The 26,580-nt window shown below is 67.7% G+C and carries 25 protein-coding genes; 9 read left to right on the top strand and 16 right to left on the bottom strand.

Going from position 1 to position 26,580, the window contains the following annotated elements; genetic code table 11:
- Positions 1-2: 2 nt before the first annotated feature.
- From ACIA49_RS41625 to ACIA49_RS41610, 4 genes are all read right to left on the bottom strand, one after another.
- Positions 3-1,292: a peptidase C39 family protein gene (locus ACIA49_RS41625; RefSeq protein ID WP_396383895.1), complete on the bottom strand. Its 1,290-nt coding sequence runs from the start codon at positions 1,290-1,292 to the stop codon at positions 3-5.
- A 58-nt stretch (positions 1,293-1,350) separates the two neighbouring features.
- On the bottom strand, positions 1,351-1,908 hold the full coding sequence (locus ACIA49_RS41620) for a GNAT family N-acetyltransferase (RefSeq protein WP_396383894.1): 558 nt from the start codon (positions 1,906-1,908) through the stop codon (positions 1,351-1,353).
- 30 nt (positions 1,909-1,938) lie between these two features.
- Complete coding sequence (locus tag ACIA49_RS41615) at positions 1,939-2,772, bottom strand: lysozyme (RefSeq protein WP_396383893.1); 834 nt, start codon at positions 2,770-2,772, stop codon at positions 1,939-1,941.
- 102 nt (positions 2,773-2,874) lie between these two features.
- On the bottom strand, positions 2,875-4,092 hold the full coding sequence (locus ACIA49_RS41610) for a neutral zinc metallopeptidase (RefSeq protein ID WP_396383892.1): 1,218 nt from the start codon (positions 4,090-4,092) through the stop codon (positions 2,875-2,877).
- 18 nt (positions 4,093-4,110) lie between these two features.
- Here ACIA49_RS41610 and cysS point away from each other — a divergent pair, with 18 nt between their 5' ends.
- Both cysS and rlmB read left to right on the top strand, forming a co-directional pair.
- Positions 4,111-5,544: a cysteine--tRNA ligase gene (gene cysS, locus ACIA49_RS41605; RefSeq protein ID WP_396383891.1), complete on the top strand. Its 1,434-nt coding sequence runs from the start codon at positions 4,111-4,113 to the stop codon at positions 5,542-5,544.
- 1 nt (position 5,545) lies between these two features.
- Positions 5,546-6,505 carry a 23S rRNA (guanosine(2251)-2'-O)-methyltransferase RlmB gene (gene rlmB / locus ACIA49_RS41600; RefSeq protein ID WP_396383890.1) on the top strand — a complete coding sequence of 320 codons (960 nt, stop codon included), beginning with the start codon at positions 5,546-5,548 and terminating at the stop codon, positions 6,503-6,505.
- Between the two features lie 85 nt (positions 6,506-6,590).
- Here rlmB and ACIA49_RS41595 read toward each other — a convergent pair whose 3' ends face one another.
- From ACIA49_RS41595 to ACIA49_RS41580, 4 genes are all read right to left on the bottom strand, one after another.
- Positions 6,591-7,466: a S1 family peptidase gene (locus tag ACIA49_RS41595; RefSeq protein WP_396383889.1), complete on the bottom strand. Its 876-nt coding sequence runs from the start codon at positions 7,464-7,466 to the stop codon at positions 6,591-6,593.
- 143 nt (positions 7,467-7,609) lie between these two features.
- Positions 7,610-8,491 carry a S1 family peptidase gene (locus ACIA49_RS41590; RefSeq protein WP_396383888.1) on the bottom strand — a complete coding sequence of 294 codons (882 nt, stop codon included), beginning with the start codon at positions 8,489-8,491 and terminating at the stop codon, positions 7,610-7,612.
- Positions 8,492-8,547: 56 nt separating this feature from the next.
- Complete coding sequence (locus tag ACIA49_RS41585; RefSeq protein WP_396383887.1) at positions 8,548-10,185, bottom strand: alkaline phosphatase D family protein; 1,638 nt, start codon at positions 10,183-10,185, stop codon at positions 8,548-8,550.
- Positions 10,186-10,194: 9 nt separating this feature from the next.
- A complete protein-coding gene (locus tag ACIA49_RS41580; protein ID WP_396383886.1) occupies positions 10,195-10,779 on the bottom strand; it encodes a TetR/AcrR family transcriptional regulator in 585 nt (194 codons plus the stop codon).
- Positions 10,780-10,864: 85 nt separating this feature from the next.
- Here ACIA49_RS41580 and ACIA49_RS41575 point away from each other — a divergent pair, with 85 nt between their 5' ends.
- Both ACIA49_RS41575 and ACIA49_RS41570 read left to right on the top strand, forming a co-directional pair.
- Positions 10,865-12,016: an acyl-CoA dehydrogenase family protein gene (locus tag ACIA49_RS41575; RefSeq protein ID WP_396383885.1), complete on the top strand. Its 1,152-nt coding sequence runs from the start codon at positions 10,865-10,867 to the stop codon at positions 12,014-12,016.
- Positions 12,013-12,780, top strand: a complete 768-nt coding sequence (locus ACIA49_RS41570; protein WP_396383884.1) for an SDR family NAD(P)-dependent oxidoreductase — start codon at positions 12,013-12,015, stop codon at positions 12,778-12,780. Before ACIA49_RS41575 ends, ACIA49_RS41570 begins: the two co-directional genes overlap by 4 nt.
- On the opposite strand, the gene ACIA49_RS41565 is transcribed toward ACIA49_RS41570, so the two are convergent.
- The 3 genes from ACIA49_RS41565 to ACIA49_RS41555 are packed head-to-tail and all read right to left on the bottom strand — an operon-like array spanning position 12,777 to position 15,503.
- Positions 12,777-13,706 (bottom strand): hypothetical protein, encoded by a 930-nt coding sequence (locus ACIA49_RS41565; RefSeq protein WP_396383883.1) that lies wholly within the window; start codon positions 13,704-13,706, stop codon positions 12,777-12,779. The two genes, ACIA49_RS41570 and ACIA49_RS41565, sit on opposite strands and share 4 nt — an antisense overlap.
- The gene (locus tag ACIA49_RS41560) at positions 13,706-14,194 is read right to left on the bottom strand and encodes a SigE family RNA polymerase sigma factor (protein ID WP_396383882.1); all 489 of its coding nucleotides are present in this window, start codon (positions 14,192-14,194) and stop codon (positions 13,706-13,708) included. Before ACIA49_RS41560 ends, ACIA49_RS41565 begins: the two co-directional genes overlap by 1 nt.
- A 43-nt stretch (positions 14,195-14,237) precedes the next feature.
- Positions 14,238-15,503, bottom strand: a complete 1,266-nt coding sequence (locus ACIA49_RS41555; RefSeq protein ID WP_396383925.1) for a DUF4032 domain-containing protein — start codon at positions 15,501-15,503, stop codon at positions 14,238-14,240.
- A 66-nt stretch (positions 15,504-15,569) separates the two neighbouring features.
- Between ACIA49_RS41555 and ACIA49_RS41550 the strand changes: the two genes are divergently transcribed.
- The 5 genes from ACIA49_RS41550 (at position 15,570) to ACIA49_RS41530 (ending at position 21,471) form a co-directional block, all read left to right on the top strand.
- Positions 15,570-16,562, top strand: coding sequence for a LacI family DNA-binding transcriptional regulator (locus tag ACIA49_RS41550; protein ID WP_396383881.1), 993 nt, complete (start codon positions 15,570-15,572; stop codon positions 16,560-16,562).
- A gap of 168 nt (positions 16,563-16,730) precedes the next feature.
- Positions 16,731-18,101: an ABC transporter substrate-binding protein gene (locus tag ACIA49_RS41545; RefSeq protein WP_396383880.1), complete on the top strand. Its 1,371-nt coding sequence runs from the start codon at positions 16,731-16,733 to the stop codon at positions 18,099-18,101.
- Positions 18,101-19,051 (top strand): carbohydrate ABC transporter permease, encoded by a 951-nt coding sequence (locus tag ACIA49_RS41540; protein ID WP_396383879.1) that lies wholly within the window; start codon positions 18,101-18,103, stop codon positions 19,049-19,051. The genes ACIA49_RS41545 and ACIA49_RS41540 overlap by 1 nt, the downstream gene beginning before the upstream one ends.
- Positions 19,048-19,917 (top strand): carbohydrate ABC transporter permease, encoded by an 870-nt coding sequence (locus ACIA49_RS41535; protein WP_396383878.1) that lies wholly within the window; start codon positions 19,048-19,050, stop codon positions 19,915-19,917. The genes ACIA49_RS41540 and ACIA49_RS41535 overlap by 4 nt, the downstream gene beginning before the upstream one ends.
- Before the next feature lie 9 nt (positions 19,918-19,926).
- The gene (locus tag ACIA49_RS41530) at positions 19,927-21,471 is read left to right on the top strand and encodes a glycoside hydrolase family 13 protein (RefSeq protein ID WP_396383877.1); all 1,545 of its coding nucleotides are present in this window, start codon (positions 19,927-19,929) and stop codon (positions 21,469-21,471) included.
- On the opposite strand, the gene ACIA49_RS41525 is transcribed toward ACIA49_RS41530, so the two are convergent.
- From ACIA49_RS41525 to ACIA49_RS41505, 5 genes are all read right to left on the bottom strand, one after another.
- Entirely contained in the window at positions 21,468-22,721 is a 1,254-nt protein-coding gene (locus ACIA49_RS41525) for a type II toxin-antitoxin system HipA family toxin (RefSeq protein WP_396383876.1), read from the bottom strand. The genes ACIA49_RS41530 and ACIA49_RS41525 overlap by 4 nt on opposite strands.
- On the bottom strand, positions 22,714-23,037 hold the full coding sequence (locus ACIA49_RS41520) for a helix-turn-helix domain-containing protein (protein WP_396383875.1): 324 nt from the start codon (positions 23,035-23,037) through the stop codon (positions 22,714-22,716). The genes ACIA49_RS41525 and ACIA49_RS41520 overlap by 8 nt, the downstream gene beginning before the upstream one ends.
- A gap of 120 nt (positions 23,038-23,157) precedes the next feature.
- Complete coding sequence (locus ACIA49_RS41515; protein WP_396383874.1) at positions 23,158-25,374, bottom strand: heavy metal translocating P-type ATPase; 2,217 nt, start codon at positions 25,372-25,374, stop codon at positions 23,158-23,160.
- Positions 25,371-26,330, bottom strand: a complete 960-nt coding sequence (locus ACIA49_RS41510) for a hypothetical protein (protein ID WP_396383873.1) — start codon at positions 26,328-26,330, stop codon at positions 25,371-25,373. Before ACIA49_RS41510 ends, ACIA49_RS41515 begins: the two co-directional genes overlap by 4 nt.
- A complete protein-coding gene (locus tag ACIA49_RS41505; RefSeq protein ID WP_396383872.1) occupies positions 26,327-26,545 on the bottom strand; it encodes a heavy-metal-associated domain-containing protein in 219 nt (72 codons plus the stop codon). Before ACIA49_RS41505 ends, ACIA49_RS41510 begins: the two co-directional genes overlap by 4 nt.
- Positions 26,546-26,580: the final 35 nt, after the last annotated feature.

The raw sequence follows: 26,580 nt of genomic DNA, 5'->3' as shown, positions 1-26,580 counted from the left end.
CTCTACCAGTTGGCCTGCGGCTCATGCGGTGGGAGCGGCGTACCGGCGGGATGGATGACGTAGACCAGTCCGCCGGAGTGCGGTACCCAGGCGTTCTCGAAGGCAGTGCGGTCGTACGTCGTACGGACGGCGTCGTTGCTCTTGATCAGGTGCGACGCCGGGTCGTTGACGACGACGTCGCCGTTCGGGGCGAAGCCGACGATCACCATCAGGTGGCCGTTGGTTCCGTAGCCCGCACCGGGCAGATCGCCCTTCTTGAACGACAGTGAGGCCACCAGCGGGATGCCGGCCTTGATGAACTGCTCCGCCTCGGTCAGCGACCGCAGCCGGGTGACGAACCCGTCCACGCCGCGACTACCGGCGTACGCGGTGTTGAACGGCCAGTTGCCGGCACCGTCGTAGTCGTAGTCGAAGACATGCCGGGCGGAGTGGTCGACCTGCGGATCAGCGTCGGCCGGATCGACCCAGCTGGTCTCCGCAGTCGTCGGACCGGCGCCGTAGTAGTCCAGCACCATCGCGGTCGAGGTCGCCGAGCACCAGGCCTCACCACCGTTGTCCCACTGCGGGTAGTGGCCGATGTGCGTCTCCTGCGAGTACGTCGGCACATCCAGTACGACGCCCTCCGCGCCGCCAAGGGGGCTCACGGCAACTTTCGCGTCGGCGGGTAGCCGGGAGGAGACCGCTCCGACCGAGCGGACCAGTGGCGCCTGGGTCGAACCGCTCAGGCGGTACAGCGTCACCTTGAGCTGCCAGCGGTCCATCCAGCGGTCCTTGGCCGCGACGAAGGTGTCAACGGCCACGCGGCCGTCGGCATCGCCCTGGCTCGGCACTGAGGTCCGGTGGATGTCACCGGCGCTGGTGTCGTCACCCCCGGCCCAGCGACCGAGTACGTACCACTTGGTGGTCGCCCCGAGGTTCGTCTTGGCGGCCATCGACACTTCGACCCAGGTCCCGGGCGGAGTGGTGGCGTTCCAGGAGGCGATCAGCTCGGTCACCCCGAAGCCGGTGCTGACCGGTGGGGAGACCCAACTGGCCTGGTCGTAGTTCTTGGCGGTCCCGTCGCCGAACGGGTCGACGTACGCCGTACTGCCGGTCGCCTGGCCGAAGGTCAGCGAACCGTCGGTGACGGTGGTGCCGGAGTGCGCACCGGCGAGGAAGTCGGCGTCCGACGTCCACGTGTGGAAAGCGATCTGTCGCGGTGGGGCTACCTTCACGGCCTCGCTCGGCAGCACTACCGAGGTCAGCACGACCACACCGGCGAACAGGGCGGTGACGGTACGGGGGGCGGTCATCTTCCGACGGTAGTTGCGGTTAACTCATGCCGCAATCCCAAGCGGAGTGGTCAAATAGTTACTTTCGTTCGAGCCACTCGTCCCGGAGCATCGCGAAGACGGCCTCGTCGGTCCACTGACCCTTGAGGAACTCGTTCCGGACGAAGTGCGCCTCCTGGCGCATTCCGAGCCGTTGCAGCAGCTTGGCCGAGCTGGTGTTGGTGGCGTCCAGCCGGCCGATGATCCGGTGCATCTCGAGCTCCTCGAACCCGAGTCGCAGCAGTTCGGCCGACGCCTCCCCGGCGTACCCGTGACCGTGCGACTCGGGGTGGAAGACGAAGCCGAGCTCGCCGCCCTGGTGGTCGAAGTTCTCGACGAACAGCGTCACCTCGCCGAGGTGCTGACCGGTCTCCCGCAGGATGACGGCGAGCGTCAGCGCCTGGTCCGGACCGTCCATCGGTACGTCGGCCATCCGGTTCGCCAGGGTCTCCTGGACCTGCTCGGGCGTCTTCGGGTCGTACAGCAGGAAGCGGGTGACTTCCGGGTTGGACTGGAGCTTCAGCAGGTCGTCGTAGTCACTGGCAACGTAGCGGCGCAGAGTGAGCCGGTCAGTCTCGATTGGCAACTTGTAGGTCACCAATCGAGACTATGAGACCTTGCAACCGGTTTAGCCGTTCGCCAGCGCTGTCAGGCGGGACATGTCGCCGTTGAAGCGGTCCTGGTCGATCGGCGAGGAGCTGTACTGCCAGATGGTGTAGAACGGCCAGCCGCCAGGCAGTGTGCCGGGCGCTGACGCGTAGCGGGCCACCCAGAGTGGGTTGGTGGAGTTGAAAGCAGTGCTGTTGCCGGTGCACCGGCTCCACCAGTCGAGGTTGGAGTAGATGACCGGGTCACGGCCGGTACGGCTCTTGTAGGTGTTCACGAAGTCCCGGATCCAGCTCACCATGGCGGACGCGCTCAGTCCGTAACAGGTGGCGCCGTACGGGTTGTACTCGATGTCGAGGGCGCCGGGGAGCGTCTTGCCGTCGCGGGACCAGCCGCCGCCGTGGGCCAGGAAGTAGTTGGCCTGGTTGGCGCCGCTGGAGTCGTTGGGCGTGGCGAAGTGGTAAGCGCCACGGATCATGCCGATGTTGTAGGAACCGTTGTACTGCTGGGCGAAGTACGGGTTCGTGTAGTAGTTGCCTTCGGTCGCCTTCACGTAGGCGAACCGCTTGCCGGCGGTCCACTGGGCCGACCAGTTGACGTTGCCCTGGTGTCCGGACACGTCGATGCCTTCGACCGAGGCGGCGGGCGCCATCTCGGTCGGTGCGGCGCTGGTGGTCGTGTTCTGCAACCAGCCGGCGTAGGCGTCACCGGCACGGTCGATGCCGTGCTGCCGGGCCTGCGGGGTGGGCTGGTGCGCTGCGGTGCTGCCGGACGTACCGGCGGTGGCTTGGGCGGAGCCGATCGAGGCCAGGAGCAGGCCAAGAGTGACGGCGGCACCCGTGAGAACTGACTTCACGGTGAACCTCCACAGAGCGATGGGGGCGGACAGAGCGCTCGGCAGAGGTTTACCCGGCTATCGGAAGAATCAACCTTTTCGGATCGGAGTTACCGTGAGTATTTACCGGACGTACTGCGGCCCGGCCGTGAAGGTGTTGCAGTACGCCGGGTTCCGGGTGTTGTAGCCACGGTCGGCCCAGTACGGCTGGATCGCCTTGCTGCCGTGGTCGCGCTTGGTGTCGTACTCGTCGCCGGAGTTGTGGTTGATGTAGTCGAGCTCCTTGCGTACACCGCTGCTGATCATCGTCTTGCGGTTCGCGCCCAGGAACACGTGGCCGAAGCAGGTCGCCTGGATCTCCATCCGCCGGTTCTGCTCGAGTGCCTTGTCGCCGCTCTTCTGGTACTTGAGCCGGTAGTTGGCGTCCAGGATGCCGGTGATGTCCTGCAGATGGTGCCCGTACTCGTGGGCCGGGGTGTCCATCATCCCGGCGCGCACCCAGTTCCGTCCCTGGGCGAAGTTGGTGTACTTCTTCCAGGCGTCCACATCGGACTTCGCGTCCATGTAGATCGTGTTGTTGGAGCTGCAGTAGAACGAACGCAGGGTGTTGCTGCCACAGGGGCTGTAGCCCGTGTACCAGTAGGTGGTCATCTTGACGCCCTCCCACTGGACGCCGGCCTTCCGGATCTGCGCCGGCCAGGCCTTGTTCAGGCAGGCGATGACCGCGGCGTAGTACTTGCGGGCGTTCGCCTCGCTGGTCGGAGCGATGCTGGGCGCCCGGCAGTTCACCGACTTCTGCACACCGGTCTTGTAGAACTTGTTCCGCGCGGTCACGTCGAGGTCCGACGGAGGCGGCGGCGTGGTCTTGGTCGGTCGCGGCTGGGTCGGTCGCGCCACGGTCGGCTGCGTCACCGTCGGCCGGGTGCTGCTCGGGTAGTACGACGGGTCCTCGCTCGGCGAGTACGACGACGTGTACGTCGGCGACGGGCTGGAGTAGTTGTTGCGCTCCTGCTTGGCGTGCAGCGCGAACAGATAGAGCGAGACGACACCGGCGAACAGCAGCACGGCCGGTACGACGATGAACGGTGCCTTGCTGCGTTTCTTCTTCGGCGGCGGATAGCCGTTCCCTCCGAAGCCGAAGCCCGGTCCTCCCGGCGGTGGGCCCATGGGCGGGCCGTACTGCGGCGGGCCCGGCGGAGGTCCCCAGTACTGCTGCGGCGGTGGGCCGTACTGCGGGGGCGGGCCGGGCGGTGGGCCGTACTGCTGCGGGGGTTGGCCGTACTGGTTCGACAAGGGTCCTCCTGGGGGTGCTCCGGACATCTTGTCAAGGAGAAGTGCCATTTCCCGTACTCTTGACCGGTGACACTTCGCTTGTACGACACCGCGACGGCAACAGTGAGGGATTTCGTACCGGTCCATCCGGGCAAGGTCGGGATCTACCACTGTGGGCTGACGGTGCAGGGTGCCCCGCATGTCGGGCACATCTACAAGGAGGTCGTCTTCGACGTCCTGCGGCGCTGGTTCGAGCGCTCGGGCTACGAGGTCACCGTGATCGCGAACGTGACCGACATCGACGACAAGATCCTGGCCAAGTCGGCCGAACGGGACGTCCAGTGGTGGGCGCACGCGTACGAGTTCGAGCGCGAGCTGCACTGGGCGTACGACGTACTGGGCTGCCGCCCGCCGACGTACGAGCCGCGCGCCACCGGGCACGTCCCGGAGATGCTGGAGATGATCGACCAGCTGATCGAGGCCGGGCACGCGTATGTCGCACCGGACGGCTCGGGTGACGTCTACTTCGACGTGAAGTCCTGGCCGGCGTACGGCGCTCTGTCGCACCAGAAGATCGCCGACATGGAGGCCGCCGAGGACGCGGACCCGCGCGGCAAGCGGGACCCGCGCGACTTCGCGCTCTGGAAGGGCTACACCGAGGGCACGCCGCGGACGGCCTCCTGGCCGACCCCGTGGGGCCGCGGCCGCCCGGGCTGGCACCTGGAGTGCTCCGCGATGGCCGGCAAGTACCTCGGTGACGAGTTCGACATCCACGGCGGCGGGCTGGACCTGCGGTTCCCGCACCACGAGAACGAGCTGGCCCAGTCGACCGCGGTCGGGCAGAAGTTCGCCCGGACCTGGATGCACAACGCGCTCGTCACCACGGCCGGCGAGAAGATGTCGAAGTCGATGGGCAACAGCGCCGTCGTCCGCAACGTCGTCGAGCGGGTCCGCCCGATCGAGCTGCGCTACTACCTCGTCCAGTCGCACTACCGCTCGGTGGTGGAGTTCTCCTTCGAGGCGCTCGACGAGGCCGCGAAGAGCTTCCAGCGCGTCGACGGGTTCGTCACCCGCGCGACCGAGGTGACCGGCGGGGTCTCGCCGGCAACCGATCTGCCGTCCGATTTCGTGACGGCGATGGACGACGACTTGGGTACGCCGGCCGCGGTCGCCGTACTGCACAACACTGTCCGCGACGGGAACAAGCTGGTCGCCGACGGCGACTCGGCCGCGTTGCGGGAGTCGCTGGCGGCGGTCCGGGGCATGCTCGGCGTGCTCGGGCTGGACCCGCTGGCGGAGCCGTGGGCGTCCCGCGCCGCGGCCGGTGACGAGCTCACCGAGGTCGTCGACGGGCTGGTCCAGGCGCTGCTGGAGCAGCGTCAGGCCGCCCGTGCACGCAAGGACTACGCCGCGTCGGACGCGATCCGCGACCGGCTGAAGGCGCTCGGCGTTGTCGTCGAGGACACACCCCAGGGGTCGCGCTGGACGCTCGCGGCGCCGACCACGATCGAAGGAAACTGACGTGCCAGGCAGTAGCCAGCGCAAGGGCGCCATCCGGAAGAAGCGCGGAAACCCGACGGCCGGGTCCGGCGGACGTATCCGCCAGGGCCTCGAGGGCCGCGGTCCGACGCCGAAGGCGGTCGACCGCACCAAGCACCCGGCCCACAAGCGGGCCAAGGCCAAGGAGCGCGCCGAGGAGCGCGAGACCCGTCGCCGTCCCGCCCGCAAGGACCTCGACTCGATCGTCGAGTGGGTCTACGGCCGGAACCCGGTCGTGGAGGCGCTGCGCGCCGGCGTACCGGCTGCTGCCCTGCACATCGCCGAAGGCACCGAGCGCGACGCCCGCCTGCGCGAGGCCCTCCTGATCGCCACCCAGCACGGCATGTCGGTCCTCGAGGTCCCGCGCCCCGAGCTCGACCGCGTCACCGCCGGCGGCGCCCACCAGGGTGTCGCGCTGCAGATCCCGCCGTACGAGTACGCCCACCCCGACGACCTGCTGGACCGGGCCTACAACGCCCACGAGGTCCCCCTGATCGTCGCCCTCGACGGCGTCACCGACCCCCGCAACCTCGGTGCCATCACCCGCTCCGCCGCCGCCTTCGGCGCGCACGGCGTCCTGGTCCCCGAGCGTCGCTCCGCCTCCGTCTCGGCCTCCGCCTGGAAAACCTCCGCCGGCGCCGCCGCCCGCATCCCGGTAGCCCGCGCCACCAACCTCAACCGAGCCCTCAAGTCCTACAAGGACGCCGGCCTCCTGGTCATCGGCCTCGACATGGGCGGCGCCGTCGAGCTCCCCGCCCTGGAAGCCGCCACCGAGCCCCTCGTCCTCGTCGTAGGCTCCGAAGGCAAAGGCCTGGCCCGCCTCGTCCGCGAGAACTGCGACCTCATCGTCTCCATCCCCATGACCTCAGCCACCGAATCCCTCAACGCCGGCATCGCCACAGGCGTAGCCCTCTACGAAATCTCCCGCCGCCGCCAAGCCTGAGCGCGGTACCGAACGCGGACCGGCGGCCAGGTGATCACTCACCTGACCGCCGGTTTTTCTTGTGTCTACTGGGGTTTGGGGTCGCTCAGTAGACGTGGACGCTGTAGCGGGAGAGGACTTCGGTGACGGGCTGGAAGTAGGTGGTGCCGCCGGAGGAGCAGTTGCCGGAGCCGCCGGAGGTGAGGCCTAGGGCTACGGTGCCGGCGAAGAGGGCGCCGCCGGAGTCGCCACCTTCGGCGCAGACGTTGGTGCGGATGAGGCCGGTGACGGTGCCTTCGGCGTAGTTGACGGTGGCGTTGGTGGCGCTGACGGTGCCGGAGTGGACGCCGGTGGTGGAGCCGGAGCGCTTGACGGCCTGGCCGACGGAGGCGTTACCGGCGGAGGTGATGTCCTGGCTGGAACCGTTGTAGAGGTCCACGGTGCCGGGGTGGTTGGTGTACGACGTGCTGTACTTGACGATCGCGTAGTCGTTACCCGGGAAGCTCGAACCGTAGGTGGTGCCGAGCAGCGTGGTCTTGGCGGAGTTCGCGTACCAGCTGGACGCGATGTTGCCGCAGTGGCCGGCGGTGACGAAGTAGTAGGCGCCGGCGTTGTCCTGGACGTTGAAGCCGAGCGAGCAGCGGTACTGCCCGCCGTAGATGGCGTCCCCACCGGCGATGTACTTGGTGAGCTTGCCAGGGATCTTCTCGAGGGTGACCGCGGAACCGAACCGGTCGGTGACCTTGGTCAGTGCGGACAGCTTCGACGCGGTCACGGTGTCGTCGTACGACACGATGATCCGGCCGTCGGGGTTGGTCTGCCAGGCGGTTCCCGGGATCCGGGCCTCGGAGTTCAGCGTCGAGGTGATCGCGGCCGGGGAGGGCAGGGCGGGTGCGGCCGAGGCCTGCCCGGTGGCGAGCAGTCCGGCGGCGGCGAGCCCGGCGGCTGCCAGGATGGCGGTGGTACGGCGGGAAACATTCACGGTTTCAGCCTCCTCACGATGAGGACGCGCTCGGGGCGGGTGCGTCCTTGACTTCAACCGTGAGCACTCCTACCCGCGTCAACCGCTGAGTATTCAGTTAAATCCGGAGCGTGAGGGATAACCCGCACGCTCCGGCGGAAAAGTCAGTACACGACGACCCCGTACGCCGCGAGGGCCTCGGTCACCGGCTGGAAGTACGTCACGCCACCCGGTGTCTTACAGTCACCGGTCCCACCCGACGTGAGCCCGTAGGCGCTCCGCCCGCTGAACAGCGGACCACCCGAGTCGCCCGGCTCGGCGCAGACGCTGGTCCGGATCAGTCCGGTGATCTGGCCGTCGCCGTAGTTCACCGTCGCGTTCAGCCCGCGCACCGTCCCGCTGTGCAGCCCGCTGGTCACCCCGGCCCGGTACACGTAGGTCCCGAACGCCGGCGTGGTCGCCCGCGTGATGTCCTGCGACTTCCCGTTGTACAGGTACACGCTGCCGCCGGGCTTCTTGATGCCCACCGGGTAGTTGATCAGCGCGAAGTCGTTGCCCGGGTAGCTGGAGCTCTGGCGGGTACCGATCTTCACCTGGTGGCCGGCGTCGGAGTACCAGGTCGAGGCGATGTTGCCGCAGTGTCCCGCGGTCAGGAACGAGTACCGTCCCTTGCCGTACACGTTGAAGCCGAGTGAGCACCGGTACTCACCGCCGTAGATCCCCTCACCACCGGTGGAGTACTTCTGCAGCTTGCCGGGCAGCTTCTCGAGTACGACGCCATCCCCGAGACGGCGCGTCTTCGCGGTGAGGTCGGTCAGCTTGGAACCGGTCACCGTCGAGTCGTAGGACACCAGAACGGTGCCGTCGGGCTGGGTCTGCCACGCGGTACCCGGCGTGGTCACCTGGCTCATGAGCGCGGACGTGATGGCGGCTGCGGACAGTCGCGGCGGCTTCACCGGTTCGGCCTGGGCGGCCGGTACGGCGGTGACGGCGAGGGCAGCTGCGACGAGGGCAGCGACACTGCGGCGGATGGTCGAAGATCTCATGCCGATCAACCTCCCATGACAAGGGGCCTACCGGGCGCCAATGGCAACTTCAGGCCTCAAGCTCCCGACTGAGGGTAACTCAGCGTGCGGTCCAGTCGCTGTTGGTCACCATCCAGTACGGCGTGGTCCACGTCGACCGCCCAGTTCTCTCCCGACAGCCGTACCGTCATCGCGCCGTTCCCGAACCATGGCCCGTGGGCGAGCCGCCAGTCCGCCGCCACGTCCCGTACGCCGGCCGACCGCGCCAGCCGGTGCAGTAACCACGTCATCCATCGCGTGTCGAGCAGGTAGTTCGCCCACCGCACGTGCCGCGGTACCGGGTTCCGGAACGGCGACATCGTCAGCTGGCGGATCGCCGTACCGGGGTGCTCCACATCCCGCAGGGAAGCCTCAGCCACGTAGCTGCAGTGCACATCACCCGACAGCATCAGAATCGACGCCGGTGGGTCCTCACCACTCACCAGTGCGCCGAGTAGCTCGGTCACATCATCAAAGGACTTCCGGAACGACGCCCAGTGCTCCAGGTCCATCCCCTGCCGGATCCGCTCGCCCACGCGAGCTCCACGTGGTCCCCACGCTCCAGACGAGATCGCCTCGTCCCAGCCCTCCAAGTGATGCAGCCCTGGCGCCAGCAGGAACGGGAGCGTCGACGCCAGCAGCACATGGCGAATCGGCCGCCCAGCGTCCAGCACAACGCGACGCACCCACGACCACTCGTGTGCGTCGACCATGGCTCGCTCACTCGGCTCCAGGTGCCGCGAACACCGCGAGTCGACCGCAACCAGTCGCACGCCGCGCGCCGCCGTACCGAAGTCGCGGTAGAAGCTCCAGCGTGCCGTCACTGGGTCCTCGTCCGCAGCCCACGCAAAGCTCTCCAGGTACGCCGTCCGCTCCGCATCATCAGGCAGTGTCAGCATGGCCTTGTACGTCGGGTCCTCGGCGAGCTGCTCCGGTGACAGGTTCCCCAGGTGCTGGTAGACCCAGTACGACGCGTAGGCGCCCACCACGCGGTCCCGCCACCACGGCTGCCCGGTCACCCAGCGACGCCAGGTCAGTGAGGTGTTCCAGTCGTCACGCAGGTCGTGGTCGTCGAGCAGCATGCACAGCGGCACGGTCGAGAACAGCCACCGCACCGCGGGGTTCAGCCACGCGTCGTCGTACAGCCAGGTGTACTCCTCGAAGTTTCCGATCTCGTCGGCCACCTCAGAGCCCTGCCGTCCACCATGCGCGTCCCGCAGCCGCTCCAGTACGGCGTCCGACGGGTCGTCCGCGTATACCTGGTCCCCGAGCAGCAGCAGCGCGTCGGGCAACTCCTCCAAGCCGTTGGCCAGCGCCACCAACGCATCCGGCCCGAACTGCTTGAACCCCTCGGCTGTGAACGGCGCCGACCGCCGGCACGACCCGAACGTCATCCGGAACGTCCCGTCCGCCCGCGGCGTCCGGATCACGCTCGGCCCGAACGACGAGTCAGCGAGCGGCCAAACCACCGCACCGTCCAACCGCACGTCGTACGGCGTGACGCTGTCCGGCTCCAGCCCGTCGATCAGCACGAGCGCGTAGTGATGCCCATGCACTGACCACGTCGGCGCCGTATGACCCAGCACCTCGACCGTGCACGCCGAGGAGGTCTCCACCCAGACGGTCGCCCGCGTCTCGTCGACGTACCGCAGCAACGGGCCCAGTCTGAGTTCCATGCAGAGAAACTAGTCCAGCCGCAAAGAGTGCAGGACGAAGGACGCCAGCTCCCGGTAGGCCTCGGCGTCGCTCAGGCCGGTACGGCGGGCGATGTCGCCGCGCTGGATGGCCTGCATCGTGTGCGCGATCATCTCGGCGGCGAACGCGATGTCGACCTGCCGGAAGGTCTTGCTGTTGATGCCGTCCTCGATCAGCGTCCGGACCCGGTCGGCGGCGATCCGGGTGTTCCGTTCGTAGACCGAGCGGGCCGGGGCGAAGGTCGCGACGTCGTCCAGGAAGGTCCGGCTGGCCGGCCGAAGCGCGTCCGCGACGGCGTTTAGGTACGCCGCGATCCGGCGGTCGTGCCGGGTCTGCCGGGCGACCGCCGACTCGACCTGCGCGGTGGCGTTCTTGAAGTAGTGCTTGACCACCTCGACGGCGAGCTGTTCCTTGCTCGGCGCGAGTGCGTACAGGGTGGTTTTGCTGCAGCGCAGCTCGGCGGCCAGATCGTCCAGGGTGAACCGGCTGAAGCCCTGGTCGAGGAACAGGGACAGGAGGCGGTCGAGCAGTTCGCTCTGCCTACGCGTGCGGCGCCCCGGCACGACTGTTGTCATATCGAGACAGCATAGAACGATACTGAGGCGGGGCCGACAGTATCGTTCCTGGTATCATTTCAGCAGCCGTTGAGAGGGGTGCCTGATGGCTGTCGACCGCCTGCTGCCGACCGAGGAATCCACTGACCTGCTCGCTCTGGTCCGCGACCTGTGCGAGCACGAGCTCGCGCCGTACGCCGCCAAGGCCGAGGAGACCGAGTCGTTCCCGCGGGACGCGTTCCGCACGCTCGGCAAGGCGGGCCTGCTCGGCCTGCCCTACCCGGAGCAGTACGGCGGCGCTGCGCAGTCGTACGAGGTGTATCTCCAGATGCTCGAGGAGGTCGCGGCCGCCTGGATGTCGGTCGGCGTCGGCATGTCCGTCCACACCATGGCCAGCTACGCGCTGGCGACCTTCGGGACCGAGGAGCAGCGGACCCGCCTGCTGCCTGATGTCGTCGAAGGCGACCTGCTCGGTGCCTACGCGCTCTCCGAGCCGCAGGCAGGCTCCGACATCAGCGGGATGACCACCAAAGCAGTCCGCGACGGCGACTCCTACGTGCTCACCGGGACCAAGTCCTGGATCACCCACGGCTCGCACGCCGACTTCTACACGACCTTCGCCCGTACGTCGCCCGACCCGAAGCGGGGTATCTCCGCCTTCCATGTCCCGGCGCCTGCCGAAGGTCTGAGCTTCGGCGCCCCCGAGCGGAAGATGGGCCTGACCGGCTCGACCACCACGCTGGTGAACTTCGACCAGGTCCGGATCCCCGCCGGGAACCTGATCGGCGCCGAGGGTGACGGGATGCGCATCGCCCTGTCCGCGCTCGACTCCGGCCGCCTGGGCATCGCCGCCTGTGCGATCGGGCTGGCTCAGGCCGCGCTCGACGTAGCAGCGTCGTACGCGAAGCAGCGGGAGCAGTTCGGCCACGCGATCGCCGACTTCCAGGGCGTCCAGTTCCTGCTCGCCGACATGGCCGCCGCGGTCGAGTCCGGCCGCGCGACGTACCTGCAGGCCGCCCGCCGCCGCGACCTCGGCCGCCCCTTCACGCAGCAGGCCGCGATCGCCAAGCTCATCTGCACCGACGCCGCCATGAAGGTCACCACGGACGCCGTCCAGGTCCTCGGCGGTTACGGTTACACGCGGGAGTTCCCCGCCGAGCGCTACATGCGCGAGGCCAAGGTGACCCAGATCTTCGAAGGAACCAACCAGATCCAGCGGCTCGTCATCAGCCGCGACCTGCTGAGGAGCGCTTCATGAAGTTTGGCCCGTCCGATGTCGCACTCGTCACCGGTGGCGGTTCCGGGCTCGGGGAGGCGACGGTACGGCGCTTGGCCGCGGACGGACTCGGGGTCGTCATCGTCGACCTCCCGTCGTCGGCCGGCAAGGCGGTCGCGGACGAGCTCGGCGACCGGGTCGTCTTCGCCCCCGCCGACGTCACCGACGAGGCCGCCGTCACCGCAGCCCTCGACGCGGCGGCGTCGCTCGGCGACCTGCGCGTCGTCGTCACCTGCGCCGGCATCGCCACTCCCGGCCGCGTCGTCGGCCGCAAGGGACCGTTGCCGCTGGCAACCTTCCGCCAGGTGATCGAGGTCAACCTGATCGGCAGCTTCAACGTCATGCGCCTGGCCGCCGAGCGAATGATCGCCCTGGACGCCACCGAGGACGGCGACCGCGGCGTCATCGTGATGACCGCCTCGATCGCCGCCTACGACGGCCAGGTCGGCCAAGCGGCGTACGCGGCCAGCAAGGGCGGCATCGTCGGCCTCACCCTCTCCGCCGCCAGAGACCTCGCCGACAAGGGCATCCGCGTGATGACCATCGCCCCCGGCACCATGGAAACCCCCATGCTCGCCGGCCTCCCCGAAGAGACCCGCACCGTCCTCGAAGCCCAGGTCCCCCACCCCTCCCGCCTCGGCCGCCCCTCCGAGTACGCCGCCCTAGTCGCCCACATCCTCGACAACCAACTCCTCAACGGCGAAGTCATCCGCCTAGACGGCGCCCTCCGCATGCCCCCGCGCTAACGCTGCGGGGGGATCTGTCTCGGCCCGTCGAACAACGAACTTGGGTCGTACGGGTGGTGCGTTCCATCCAGGCCCAGCCGGTCCGACAACTGACAGGGCCGCTCCTCCCGTCGCACCGTCCAGGTGTGCAATCCCGAATGCAGAGTGACCACATAGATGCGGGGTTCCTCGGTGTCGCAGCTGCGGCCCGGCAGTCCGGCGCCGAGCGTCAGCGCGAGCTGGCTGGCGAGACGCGGCGGCAGATGCGACGACGAGACGAGCGAGCCCCGGGCGTACTGGCAGACCTCCGCACCGTCCACCTCACCGGCGGGTGTGCCGGAGGCCCGGCTGGTGTCGGTCGGCGCGCAGCCGTACGCGTCTGTGCGAGCGATCGGCCGCGCGGTATCCATGATCTCGCGCCGCATCGCCTCGCTCGGAGCCAGCACGCTCACCTTCGTGCCACTGACCAACCGCGTTTCCTCGGACCAGCCTCCGTCGTACTGCTTGATCCCAGGCGCCTGGACGTCACCGAACCATACGTACGGCTGCCGGTCCTTCAACGGAAAGACGGCGAAGTCGCAGGTGTACCGGTCGCGCGGCTGCCAGTCGAACCAGCGGCCGATCGTCGGGCTTCCCCAGGTACCGCAGGGTGCCGGACCGGCGATGTACTTGTCCCAGGTGTCCGGCACCTGGATCTGGGCGGTTTTGTAGGACTCCCAGTGCCAGCCGGGCTTGGTTTGTGCGACCTCGGGCTCGGTGCGGAGCGTGTTTGTTGCCGTGAAGGCCGTGGCGACCACGGCAGCGGCCAGTACGACGGCGCCGACGGCTCGTCCGGTACGGCGGCGGCGCAGACAACCGTGGACGGTCGACAGGAGCGCGTGGTCGGAGGGGGCGTCTGCGGCGTGCCGGGCGAGGCTGTCCGCGATCTGCTGCTCGTTGATGTCCATCAGCGGTTGACCTCCTCGGTGACGTTGGCGCGTAGGGTGGCTAGCGCGCGGTGGATCTGGGAGCGGACGGTGGCCGGGGAGCAGTCGAGGATGACTGCGATGTCCCCATCCGGCAGGTCCTCGTAGTAGCGCAGTACGACGGCCGCTCGTTGTTTGGTCGGCAGCGTCGCGCACAATGCCCAGACCGCATCGGCATCGGCGTGGGCCACTGCATGATCGGGGCCTGGGGCAACGACCAGATCCTCCGTCACGGTCTCGCGGCGGAAGAACTTGCGCCAGCGCGAGATATCCGCGTTCACGATGGAACGCCGTACATAGGCCTCTGGATCCCCGTCGCGGCTGATCCGCTTCCAGCGCGGGTACGCCGAGATCAGCGCGTCCTGCACCGCCTCTTCCGCACGCGTGTGATCCCGCGTGACCAGGTACGCGAACCGCAGCAGCGCTGCACCCCGCTGCGCCACCCAGTCGTCGAACTCAGGCCGTTCCATACCTCACTGCACGCACGCCGAGGTCTGGATGTTGCATGGCGGGTCAGTCGAGATCCGGGTCGAGGGTACTGCCGGGGATCGGGGCGGGCGGCAGGGCCAGCTTCTCGTCGGGTTTGGCGCTCAGGACGTTCTCGACGTACGAGCGGGCCGCTTCCATCGTGTCGACCTCGTGGCCGGCCTGTTCGGACAGGAACCAGCGGTGTTCGAGGACCTCGTGGAAGACCTCGGCCGGCTCCAGCTTGCGCTTCAGGTCACGCGGGACGGAGCGGACGACCGGTTCGAAGACGTCGGTCAGCCACTCGTGGGCGACGATCTCTTCGTCCTCGTTCTGCTGGTCGGTGGCGGCGGCGTAGGAGTCGAGGTCGTTGAGCAGGCGGCGGGCCTGGTTCTCCTCGACGTCCAGGCCGGTGAGGCGGATCAGGCGGCGGGAGTGGTGGCCGGCGTCCACGACCTTCGGCTGGATGCGGACCTGGCTGCCGTCCCAGTCGGTGATGATGTCGATCTCGGCGACGTCGAAGCCGAGCTCGTTGAGCCGCCGGATCCGCGAGTCCAGCCGGTGCATCTCGTCGGTGGCGAACTCCTCGGGCGCGGTCAGCTCGCTCCAGAGCGCCTCGTACCGGTCCTGGATGGACTGGACGATCTCCTGCGGGTCGAGCGACTCGTCGAGCAGGCCGCCGGCCTCCAGATCGGACAGCTCGCCGAACAGATTGATTTCGGCGGTGTAGAGGTCGTGAGCGCGCTGGCCGCTGGAGATCTCCTGGTGCAGCTCGCCGGTCTCGGCATCCACCAGGTACGCCGCGAACGCGCCGGCGTCCCGTCGGAACAACGTGTTGGACAGCGAGCAATCGCCCCAGAAGAAGCCGAGGAGGTGCATCCGGACGATCAAGGCCACCAGCGCGTCGATCAGCCGGTTGACCGTGTCCGGGCGCAGCGTGCTGGAGAACAGCGCGCGGTACGGGAGCGAGAACTGCAGGTGCCGGGTGATCAGGATCGAGTCGATCGGCTCGCCGTTGCGGTCGATGCGGTCGGTGATGACGCCGACCGGCTCGACCGACGGAGCCTCCAGCCGCTCAAGGTCACGCAGCAGCCGATACTCGTGCAGCGCGAGGTGCTCGAGCACTTCCTTGATCGCGTAGACCGTGCCGTTGACCCGGACGAACCGGACCACGTGCCGCGAGATACCGCGGGGCAGCGCGACCAGCTGCTCCTCGGGCCAGTCCTCCAGCGGGACGTCCCACGGGAGCGACAGCAGACCGGTGTCCGGACGAGTGGCGACGAAGCGAGGCACAGCCGACAGTCTCTCAGGAATGTTGAGGCTTCAGCGAGCACGCAAGTCGTTGCAAGAAATTGCGTAGATAGGCGTAGAGTTTGCGTCATGACTCGACGACTTGCAGAGGTGGCCAAGAAGGTCGGCGTCAGCGAGGCCACCGTGAGCCGGGTGCTGAACGGCAAGCCCGGAGTTTCCGAGGCGACCCGGGAAGCGGTGCTCACGGCGCTCGACGTACTGGGTTATGAGCGTCCGACGCAGCTGCGGGGAGACCGCGCCCGGCTGGTCGGTCTGGTGTTGCCGGAGTTGCAGAACCCGATCTTCCCGGCCTTCGCCGAGGTTGTCGGGGGAGCGTTGGCGCAGCAAGGTTTCACGTCCTTGCTCTGCACCCGGACGGTCGGTGGGGTGTCCGAGGCGGACTACGTCGACCTCCTCCTCCAGCAGCAGGTTTCCGGGGTGGTTTTCGCCGGTGGGTTCTACTCGCAGGCGGATGCGCCGCACGCCCATTACGAGCTGATCCAGGAGCGGAAGCTGCCGACCGTCCTGGTGAACGCGGCGGTCGATCACCTCGGCTTCCCGCAGGTGTCGTCGGACGACCATGTCGCCGCGGAGATGGCGATCGGGCACCTGCGCACGCTCGGACACAAACGGATCGGCATGGTCCTCGGGCCGCGCGACCACATCCCGTCGCGGCGCAAGCTCGACGCCTTCCTCGCCTCGGAGGAGGCGGATCCGAAGCTGGTCGAGCACACGATGTTCTCGCTCGAGGGTGGGCACGCCGCCGCGACCCGATTGGTCGCCGCCGGCGTCACCGGGATCGTCTGCGCCAGCGACATCCTCGCGCTCGGCGCCATCCGCGCGGTCCGCCGGGCCGGCCTCGACGTACCGGGCGATGTCTCGGTGATCGGGTACGACGATTCCGCGATGATGAACTGCACCGACCCGCCTCTGACCACCGTTCGGCAGCCCATCGACGCGATGGGTCGCGCGGCCGTCGAGATGCTGATGGCGCTGATCGAGCGCGCCGCCGTCGCCGCCGATGAACTCCTCTTCGAACCGGAGCTTGTCGTCCGGGCCTCGACAGCTCGCGCCCGCACCTAGCTCACTGCCCGTAGCGCCCCGTTCACCGCCTGGTGAACGGGGCGTTCGTGCGTTCGGCGTGCCCACATCCTGACATAAGTCACGTTTTTGCAATCTTCTCTTGAAGTATTGCGCTCATGTGTCGACAACCCTACGGTGTGGCGCAGAGTCGAGGGAGAGGGTTCAACAATGACGACAACGCGCCGCGGGCTCAGCCTGGTGCTGGTGATGGGACTCGGGCTGGTGGCCGCGTCCTGCGGGTCGGGGGACAAGCCGGGGGCCCAGGGCTCCGGCGGAGCGGACGGACCGGTGACGATCACGGTCGGCTGTCAGCCGCCGAAGAGCAACGCGAAGGAACGCGAAGGCTGGGACGCCGATGTCGCCGCGTTCCAGAAGCTGCACCCGAACATCACGATCCAGAGCAAGGACGCGTTCCCCTGCATCAACCCGGACACCTTCCAGGCGAAGCTGGCCGGCGGTTCCCAGGAGGACGTGTTCTACGTCTACTACACCGACGTGCAGAAGATCATCAAGGCCCGCCAGGCCGCCGACATCAGCCAGTACGTCGGCTCGGTGAAGGCGACCAAGGACCTTCGCCCCGACGTCCAGGGCGTCTTCAAGGACGGCGACAAGACCTACGGCCTGCCCCGCAACAACTACAACATGGGCCTGGTCTACAACCGCAAGCTGTTCACCCAGGCCGGTCTGAACCCGGACAGCCCGCCGAAGACGTGGGCCGAGGTGCAGGCGGCGGCCAAGAAGATCGCCGGTCTCGGGTCCGGGTACGTCGGCTTCGGTGAGTACTCGGCCGGCAACACCGGCGGCTGGCACTTCGCCGCGTCGCTGTACGCCCGCGGCGGCTCGATGGTCGGCGACGACGGCAAGACCGCCGCGTTCAACAGCCCCGAGGGCAAGGCGGTGCTCGAGAACCTCAAGCAGATGCGCTGGAACGACAACTCCATGGGCAGCAAGCAGTTGCTGCAGTGGGAAGACCTGATGCGCATGATGGGTTCCGGCAAGCTCGGCATGATGATCGGCGCACCGGACGTCGTGCAGTCGGTGAACAACGACTTCCAGGGCAAGTTCGACGACTACGGAGTGACCGCCGTACCGGAGTCCGAGGGCAAGTCGTCGCTGAGCGGTGGTGACGGCTACATGTTCAACCCGAAGGCGAGCCCGGAGAAGATCAAGGCCGGTCTGCTCTGGCTGGAGTACCACGAGCTGACGCCGGGTCAGGGCCAGTTCAACTACCAGCGCGCCAAGGAGCAGGGCCGCCCGGTCGGCCTGCCGATCCCGGACCTGTACGGCGACTCCGCCCCCGGGAAAGAAATCGTTGCCCTGCGCAAGCAGTACGCCACCGTTCCGGTCGACCACTTCACGCCGTACGTGACGGCCCAGGCGAGCATCACCAACAAGCTCGAGCCGCCGAAGGCCCAGGAGCTGTACGCCGTCCTCGACGTCGCGATGTCGGCCGTACTGACCCGTCAGGACGCCGACATCGACAAGCTGCTCAGCGACGCCGAGTCCAAGGCCAACAAGATCCTGGCAAAGAACACGTAATGACTGTCACCCAAGAGCGGGTACGCCGTCCTCAGTCGAGGGCGGCGGGCCCGCGCCCGGACGAGGACCCCCGCGGTGCCCTGAAGCGCAGCGTCGGGCGGAACCTCACGGCGTACGGATTCCTGTGCGGCGCACTGATCTGTTTCGCCCTGTTCTCCTGGTACCCGATGATCCGAGAGGTCGTTCTCAGCTTCCAGGAGAACAACTTCGTCGACCCCGGCAAGTGGGTCGGGTTCGACAACTTCCGCACCGTCATCGAGGACCCCGCGTTCCGGCAGGCCTGGCTGAACACCGCGGTGTTCAGCGGCTTGGCGCTCGTCGTCGGGTACGCCGTTCCGTTCGTCCTCGCGATCGTGCTGAACGAGCTCAAGCACGCGAAGGCGTACCTGCGGTTCGTCGTGTACCTGCCCGTGATGCTGCCGCCGGCGGTCGCCGTACTGCTGTTCAAGTGGTTCTACGACCCGGGCGCGGGCCTGTTCAACCAGGTGCTGGACTCCGTCGGTCTGCCGACGCTGAGCTGGCTGGACTCGACCAGTACGGCGCTCATCAGCCTCGTGCTCGTGTCGACCTGGATGAACCTCGGCACCGGCACCCTCATCTACCTGGCCGCGCTGCAGAGCATCCCCGGCGATCTCTACGAATCCGCCGAGCTCGACGGTGCCGGCCTGTTCCGGCGGGTCTGGCACGTGACGATCCCGCAGACCAAGCTGATCCTGCTGGTGATGCTGCTCCTGCAGGTCGTCGCCACCATGCAGGTGTTCATCGAGCCGTACCTGCTCACCGGCGGTGGTCCGGAGAACGCGACCGTCACGGTCGCGTACCTGATGTACCAGTACGCCTTCAACTTCGGTGACTTCGGTGGCGGCAGCGCCCTCGGCCTGATGCTGATGATCGTGCTGATGGTGTTCTCCACGATCTACCTGCGAGTCTCCCGGGAGGCGGAGCGATGAGAACCCTGGTGTCCCCGCTGTCCCTGCAGCACCCGCGGGGCAAGGCGCTGTACTGGACGATCCTCGTGATCACCGTGGTCGGCTTCACCGGCGCCTTCGTCTTCCCGCTGTACTGGATGATCACCGGCGCCTTGAAGTCACCCGACGAGCTGGCCCAGATCCCGCCGAGCTTCTTCCCCAAGAGCTTCGACTTCGGCGTCTACGCCGAGGCCTGGAACCAGCTCCAGCTCGGCGTCTTCCTGAAGAACACCGCCCTGTACGCCGGGGGCGCGTGGCTGTTCACCCTCGCCGTCGACGTGACCGCGGCGTACTCGCTGTCGAAGCTGCGGCCGATGTTCGGCAAGGTCGTGCTCGCACTGATGCTGGCCACGCTGATGATCCCGCCGATGGTGCTGCTGCTCCCGACGTACCTGGTGGCCAAGGACCTGCCGATCTTTCACCTCGACCTGCTCAACACCCCCTGGGCGATCTGGTTGCCGGCGGCAGCGAACGGGTTCTTCGTGTTCCTGCTCAAGCGGTTCTTCGACTCGATCCCGAAGGAGCTGCTGGAGGCGGCCGAGATCGACGGCGCGTCGCCGATGCGGATCCTCTGGTCGATCGTGCTGCCGGTCTCCCGGCCGATCCTCGGCGTGGTCTCGATCCTGTCCGTGGTAACGGTCTGGAAGGACTTCGTCTGGCCGCTGCTGGTGCTGCCGGAGACCGACAAGATGTCGATCAGCGTCGGTATCGCGTCGCTGTCGGCGCAGATGCCGCAGAACGTGCTGATCGCGTCGCTGGTGATCGCCAGCCTGCCGACAATCCTTGTTTTCTTCGTGTTCCAGCGCAGCATCATGGCCGGCCTCACGGCCGGTTCCCTCAAAGGTTAAGGAGCTTCGATGGCCGACGAATGGTGGCGTGGCGCAGCGATCTACCAGGTCTACCTGCGCAGCTTTGCCGACGGCAACGGTGACGGGATCGGTGACCTCGCCGGTCTCCGCGCCAAGCTGCCGTACCTGGCGGAGCTCGGCGTCGATGCGATCTGGCTCAACCCGTGGTACCCGTCCCCGATGGCCGACGGCGGGTACGACGTCGCCGACTACCGCGCGATCGAGCCGGCGTTCGGCACGCTGGCCGAGGCCGAGGCGTACATCGCCGAGGCGCACGCGCTGAACATCCGCACCATCATCGACATCGTCCCGAACCACGGCTCCGACCAGCAGGACTGGTTCATCCAGGCCCTGCAGGCCGGCCCGGGTTCGCCGGAGCGCGAGCGCTTCATCTTCCGCCCCGGTCGCGAAGATCGGCCGCCGAACGACTGGCAGTCGATCTTCGCCGGCCCGGCGTGGACGCAGGTCCCGGACGGGGAGTGGTACCTGCACCTGTTCGCTCCGGAGCAGCCCGACTTCAACTGGCGCAACCCGGAGGTGGTCGAGGAGTTCCACGACATCCTTCGCTTCTGGCTCGACCGCGGCGTCGACGGCATCCGGATCGACAGCGCCGCCGTACTGTTCAAGGATCTGGACAGCGTCGAGGAGTCCTACACCGACCACGACGAGGTGCACGACGTGTACCGCGACTGGCGCCGGATCACCGACTCGTACGACGGCCGCTTCCTGGTCGGCGAGATGTGGATGCCGGACCAGGAACGGTTCGCCCTCTACCTGCGCCCCGACGAGATGCACACGGCCTTCAACTTCGACTTCCTCTCCCGCCCCTGGGAAGCCGACGAACTCAAGGCCTCCATCGACCTCACCCTCGCCACCCACGTCCCGATCGGCGCCCCGCCCACCTGGGTCCTCTCCAACCACGACGTCACCCGCCCGGTCACCAAGTACGGCCGCCCCGACACGTCGTTCTCGCACCAGGACCGCAAACACGGCATGCACACCGACCTGGTCCTCGGCGAACGCCGAGCCCGCGCCGCCGCCCTGCTGGCAATGGCCCTCCCCGGCGCCGTCTACGTCTACCAAGGCGAAGAACTAGGCCTCCCCGAGGTAGAAGACCTCCCCGACGACCTCCTCCAGGACCCCATCTTCGCCCGCTCCCTAGGCGCCGACCGCGGCCGCGACGGCTGCCGCGTCCCCCTGCCCTGGTCAGGCAAAGAACCCCCCTTCGGCTTCGGCGCCGGCACCCCATGGCTCCCGCAACCACCCGACTGGAAGAACCTCACAGTCGAGTCCCAGCAAGCCGACCAGAACTCCATGCTCGCCCTCTACCGCAACGCCCTAGCCCTCCGCCGCCACCACCACCTGGGCGACGGATCCCTAACCTGGCAAGACTCCGCCCCCGGCGTACTGACCTTCCAACGCGAACACCTAACCAACATCACCAACCTCTCCGCCGCCCCGGTCAGCCTCCCCCCACACCAGGAGCTCCTCCTCACCAGCAGCCCCCTGGACAACGGCCAACTCCCGCCCGACACCACCGCCTGGCTCCGCTAAGCGGTGATCAACGCGGCGATCCGCTGGGCCTGATCACGCAGCGAGTCGGGGATCCCCGGCTCGCTCGCGGCGGTGGCAAAGGCCGCCGGCATCTTGGCCCGGAGGGTCCTAGCCCGGTCGATGGCCTCATCGCGGGTAAGACCAAGGCGAGTGCCGACTGCAGCCCAGTCCTTCTCGGTCACGCTCGTCATGTCCCAGTGCTCACCGATCTTCATCGCGGACTGCAGTCGCGACTCCTGGTCGTACGGCAGGAACGAAGCAACGTCGTACAGCGGAGCGAGCCGGATATCGCGTGCGCTCAGCAGGAGCGAGAAGTTCTTCGCGTGGGCATCCGTGGCCGCGATGGCGACGTTGTAGACGAGGTAGTCGAAGAACGTCCGAAGGTTCCGCTGCTGGGACGCGGGCAGGCCGCTCGTGGCGAGGAGCCGGCCGATCTGGGTAATGCCGGGGCCACCGTCGGACTGATACTTCTTGGCAGGCGGGACGGAGAGAGCCTGACAAAGGTCCTCTTGGTGCAGCCGTCGCCAGCGGCCGGTGTTGTCGAGTATCCGATCGTACCGACGGGCGATGAGCACCTCGTAGCGATCGGTTGTCAGCAGGTCGGTGTCAGCCGCGGGCAGTCCGCACAGCTGCGCCGCGCGTAAACAGAGATGCTCGTTGAGGTGGTGCCCGGCAAAGCGTGGCATCGAAGGCTTGAGGATGTGCGTGGTCGGCGTCGAGTCGCAGGGCACGCCCCAACGTCCTTGTGGAGAACGAAACAAGGCGATCTTGCTCTGTGCGCCGGCCAGACTCCACCGGCCGGCGTACCGTCCCGGATCCCAGCTCTCCGGGCTGCGGGCGAGGTCGTTGAGGGTTCGGTCGACATCCTCATCGCTGAGCCACTCGATCGACCCTTGCCGGCCTGCCGCGTCGTCGCAGTCCGACGTCATCGGCAGGACCTGTACGGCGCCGGCCGCGTCGCGACCGATGTGACCCAGCAGTGCGAACGGGTTGTTGGCGGAGACGCCGTACTTCCGGCCGAGCCGCTGGAGCGCAGGCTCGCTGTCCGGAAGCAGCCCGGCGATGAAGGCGAGAACTCTCTTGTTGGTGTGAGTGCCCTCCGCCTTGGGCATCGACAAGGACAACGGCACGGTCGACGGGTCGTGCCGATAGGTGTCGTCGTACTCGAACGACAGGCCGCCGTGCGCGTTCTGCTGAAGAGTGCCGACCCGGACCCCGTCGAGGTAGGTGGCAAGGCGTTCGTCAGCCATTGGCAGCTGGAGGCAGGTCGGACTGGTCACCGGCGCCGGTTGAGTCTTCGGAGAGAGTGCTGAAGACCTCTGTCCACGCGGCGGCGGCCGGATCGTCGATGGCCGGATCGTCATCGCTGACTTCGAGGACCAGTCCGGCAGCCGCCAGCGTGTTCAGAACGAGCTGCAGCTCCAGACGTGCGTGGCCCTGCTCGAGCCGGACGAGCCATTCCCGGGATACCCCGGCACGCCGAGCCAGCTCTTGCTGGGTCAGGCTGTGCCGACGGCGCGCGTCGCGCACTGCGGCGCCGAGGTTGCGTGCCGAGCGGATCTCCATGACGCCTCGCTAATCGATGTGACCGTACTGCCACTTTAACAAGAGTTGTCGTACGGCCACAATGTCAAATGTGAGCGTATGGCAACTTTAGCGGAAGTTGTCGTACGCTCACATTCTGCCTCAGGTGAGGGCGCGGAAGCGGCGGAGGCGGAGGCTGTTGGTTACTACGAAGACGGAGCTGAGGGCCATGGCGGCGCCGGCGAGCATGGGGTTGAGGAGGCCGGCGGCGGCTAGGGGGAGGGCGGCTACGTTGTAGGCGAAGGCCCAGAAGAGGTTGCCGCGGATGGTGCGGAGGGTGCTGCGGGACAGGCGGATGGCGTCCGCCGCCGCCCGGAGATCGCCGCGGACCAGGGTGAGGTCGCTGGCCTCGATGGCCACGTCTGTGCCGGTGCCCATGCTGAGGCCTAGGTCCGCCTGCGCTAGGGCTGCAGCGTCGTTGACGCCGTCGCCGACCATCGCGACGACTCGGCCTTCGCTTTGTAGTTGTTTGATGGCGTCGACCTTGCCGGCGGGAAGGACCTCGGCGATGACCTCGGTGATCCCTACCTCCGCCGCGACCTTGTGGGCTACGGCCTCGTTGTCGCCGGTGAGGAGGACCGGCCGAAGGCCTAGTGCCTTGAGGTCCTTGATCGCCTGCACGGACGTCGGCTTCACGGTGTCGGCGACGACCAGTACGGCGCGCGCCTGGCCGTCCCAGCCGACGGCGACTGCTGTGCTGCCTTCGGCTTCGGCGTGTTCTTTGGCGTGGGCCAGGTCCTCGGGGAGGTGTTGGCTCCATTCCTCCAGGAGTTGGGTGCGGCCGACCAGGACCGCGTGACCGTCGACGATGCCTTGGACGCCCAGGCCTTCGACGTTGCCGAAGTCCTCGACCTCGGGCAGCTTGCCGGCGGCCGATGCGGCGCGGGCGACGGCCTGCGCGATCGGGTGTTCGCTCGAGTGCTCCAGCGCTCCGGCCAGGCGCAGGACCTCACCGCGATCCTGACCAGGAGCCAGCAGTACGTCGACCAGTTCCATCCGGCCCGTGGTCACAGTGCCGGTCTTGTCCAGTACGACGGTGTCGACGCGACGCGTGGACTCGAGCACCTCGGGGCCCTTGATCAGGATCCCCAACTGCGCGCCCCGACCCGTGCCGACCAACAGCGCGGTCGGCGTCGCAAGCCCAAGCGCACACGGGCAGGCAATGATCAGTACGGCGACCGCGGCCGTGAACGCGACCTCGACCGGCGAACCGTTGCCGAGCCAGAAGCCCAGCGTGGCAAGGGCCAATCCGATCACGACCGGCACGAACACCCCGGACACCTGGTCCGCAAGCCTCTGTACGGCGGCCTTACCGTTCTGAGCGTCCTCGACCAGCCGAGCCATCTGAGCGAGCTGGGTATCCGCGCCGACGCGCGTTGCCCGGACCACGAGCCGCCCGCCTGCGTTCACGGTGGCACCGACAACGGCATCACCCGCACCGACCTCGACCGGCACCGATTCGCCTGTCAGCATCGACGCGTCGACCGCGCTGCTCCCGGTCACGACGACGCCGTCGGTGGCGATCTTCTCGCCCGGCCGAACGACGAACGAGTCGCCGACCACCAGCTGCTCGGCCGGGATTCGCGTCTCGACCCCATTCCGCAGTACAGCAACGTCTTTCGCGCCGAGCTCCAGCAGTGCACGCAGGGCGGCGCCAGACCGTCGCTTGGCCCGTGCCTCGAAGTACCGGCCGGCCAGGATGAACGTGGTGACACCGGCCGCGACCTCGAGGTAGATCTCCTCGGCGCCACCGCCGCGCGATGGGATGAGCGTGAACGGCATCTTCATGCCCGGCTCACCGGCCGAGCCGAGGAACAGGGCGTACAACGACCAGCCGAAGGCGCTCAGCACACCGACCGAGATCAGCGTGTCCATCGTCGCGGCCGCGTGCCGCAGGTTCGTCCAGGCCGCCTTGTGGAACGGCCAAGCCGCCCACGTCACGACCGGGAAGGCGAGCGTCAACGACGCCCACTGCCAGAAGTTGAACTGCAGGGCCGGAATCATGCCGAAGGCAATCACCGGCACCGCCAGTACGGCGCTCACGATCAACCGCTCCCGCAGTGGGCGCAGCTCGTCCACCTCGACCTCGTTGCCCGCAGCAACAGCTGGGGTGGGAAGGGCGGCGGTGTACCCGGTCTTCTCCACGGTGGCGACCAGATCGTCGGTCGTGACGCCGTCGCCGTACGTCACCTTGGCCTTCTCGGTGGCGTAGTTGACCGTCGCGGTCACGCCGTCCATCCGGTTCAGCTTCTTCTCGACCCGCATCGCACAGGAGGCGCAGGTCATGCCGCCGATGACAAGTTCAACGGATTCGCTCATGAGTGTTGCGGCTCCTCTCCGTGGCCGTGTGGGGTCTCTTCGACCGGAGGTGCGGTCGGCACGATCTGGGTGCCGTCACCGCCGACCTCCACGGTGAACTCGGCCGTGTGCACCGCACCCGCGTGCTGGAAGTCCAGGAACAGCCGGTACGTCCCGTTCGTCGGGAAGGTGGTCGCGAACTTGATCTCCGGCCCGCCCTTCATCCCGGCCTCGGCGTGCTGGGCCGCATGGTTGTGCAGGTAGGCGAGATCGCCGCTGCGCAACGACACCAGGTGCCCGAACGCCCCGAGATACGGCTGCAGGTCGGTGACCGGCTTGCCACCACTGCTGACCTTGAATGTGAGCTCGGATTCCTTCCCTGCAACGGGATTCCCGGCCAGGGTCACGTCGTACTCGTGCACGCTGTAGCTACTGGCCGGCTCGTTCAGCGGGACCGGGACATACAGCCCCGACACGTTGACGTCAGTCCCCAAGGTCAGGTTGCGGTCGAGCCCGGCCGGCTGGAAGTCGGCGTACAGGCGCCAAGTCCCACCGGCGGTGAACGTGAACGGAATCGACCACGTGCCGGTGGCGTCGCGCGTCGGGTGCACGTGATGGAAGCCGGACAGATCCCGCCGTACGACGATCAGGTGCAGCTCCTTCTCGTGGGTCGGGGTGTAGCCGGTGACCGGCTTCCCGTCCGGGCCCTTGATCTGGAACCGCAGGACGGTCTTGGAGCCTGCGGTGAAGAAGGTCGTCGCCGGTGCGAACGTGTAGCCGGCATCGGAGACCGCGAGCCCGGGCAACTGCCCACCGGACGCGCTGTGTCCGCCCATGTCCGCCATACCGTCGGACTGGGGTGCCGGATCGGCCGCCGCGACCGGGTCGACGGCGGAGCCGATCGCGAACGCCGCCCCGAAGGCGAGCGCCAGCGCACCGGCGAATGCGCCGAGCCGGAGCGCGACGGCCCGGGTCACGACGCGGCCAGTTCGTAGCCCGCCTCGTCGACAGCCTCGCGTACGGCGGTCTCGTCGAGAGCGGTCTCGCTGGTCACATGGACGGCGGAGGTGCCGCCGGCGTTCAGGTCGATCGTCACCTCGGTGACGCCGTCCAGCTTGGTGAGCTCCTCGGTGACGGCCGACGTGCAGTGTCCGCAGGTCATCCCGGTGACGGAGTAGGTCGTGGTGGTCATATGTGGCTCCTCGAAAAAGGTGTGTCAGCTACGAA

The organism is Kribbella sp. NPDC051587 (genome assembly GCF_044453945.1).
In the GTDB taxonomy this organism is placed as follows: Bacteria; Actinomycetota; Actinomycetes; order Propionibacteriales; family Kribbellaceae; genus Kribbella.
Note: the sequence above shows the minus strand (reverse complement) of the source record. Positions and strands in the feature narration are given on the sequence as shown.

Coding starts and splice junctions, on each gene's coding strand:
- ACIA49_RS41625 (WP_396383895.1), bottom strand. CDS start 1,292: ATGACCGCCCCCCGTACCGTCACCGCCCTGTTCGCCGGTGTGGTCGTG.
- ACIA49_RS41610 (WP_396383892.1), bottom strand. CDS start 4,092: ATGGCACTTCTCCTTGACAAGATGTCCGGAGCACCCCCAGGAGGACCC.
- ACIA49_RS41590 (WP_396383888.1), bottom strand. CDS start 8,491: ATGAGATCTTCGACCATCCGCCGCAGTGTCGCTGCCCTCGTCGCAGCT.
- ACIA49_RS41585 (WP_396383887.1), bottom strand. CDS start 10,185: ATGGAACTCAGACTGGGCCCGTTGCTGCGGTACGTCGACGAGACGCGG.
- ACIA49_RS41580 (WP_396383886.1), bottom strand. CDS start 10,779: ATGACAACAGTCGTGCCGGGGCGCCGCACGCGTAGGCAGAGCGAACTG.
- ACIA49_RS41575 (WP_396383885.1), top strand. CDS start 10,865: ATGGCTGTCGACCGCCTGCTGCCGACCGAGGAATCCACTGACCTGCTC.
- ACIA49_RS41570 (WP_396383884.1), top strand. CDS start 12,013: ATGAAGTTTGGCCCGTCCGATGTCGCACTCGTCACCGGTGGCGGTTCC.
- ACIA49_RS41565 (WP_396383883.1), bottom strand. CDS start 13,706: ATGGACATCAACGAGCAGCAGATCGCGGACAGCCTCGCCCGGCACGCC.
- ACIA49_RS41560 (WP_396383882.1), bottom strand. CDS start 14,194: ATGGAACGGCCTGAGTTCGACGACTGGGTGGCGCAGCGGGGTGCAGCG.
- ACIA49_RS41550 (WP_396383881.1), top strand. CDS start 15,570: ATGACTCGACGACTTGCAGAGGTGGCCAAGAAGGTCGGCGTCAGCGAG.
- ACIA49_RS41545 (WP_396383880.1), top strand. CDS start 16,731: ATGACGACAACGCGCCGCGGGCTCAGCCTGGTGCTGGTGATGGGACTC.
- ACIA49_RS41540 (WP_396383879.1), top strand. CDS start 18,101: ATGACTGTCACCCAAGAGCGGGTACGCCGTCCTCAGTCGAGGGCGGCG.
- ACIA49_RS41535 (WP_396383878.1), top strand. CDS start 19,048: ATGAGAACCCTGGTGTCCCCGCTGTCCCTGCAGCACCCGCGGGGCAAG.
- ACIA49_RS41530 (WP_396383877.1), top strand. CDS start 19,927: ATGGCCGACGAATGGTGGCGTGGCGCAGCGATCTACCAGGTCTACCTG.
- ACIA49_RS41525 (WP_396383876.1), bottom strand. CDS start 22,721: ATGGCTGACGAACGCCTTGCCACCTACCTCGACGGGGTCCGGGTCGGC.
- ACIA49_RS41520 (WP_396383875.1), bottom strand. CDS start 23,037: ATGGAGATCCGCTCGGCACGCAACCTCGGCGCCGCAGTGCGCGACGCG.
- ACIA49_RS41515 (WP_396383874.1), bottom strand. CDS start 25,374: ATGAGCGAATCCGTTGAACTTGTCATCGGCGGCATGACCTGCGCCTCC.
- ACIA49_RS41505 (WP_396383872.1), bottom strand. CDS start 26,545: ATGACCACCACGACCTACTCCGTCACCGGGATGACCTGCGGACACTGC.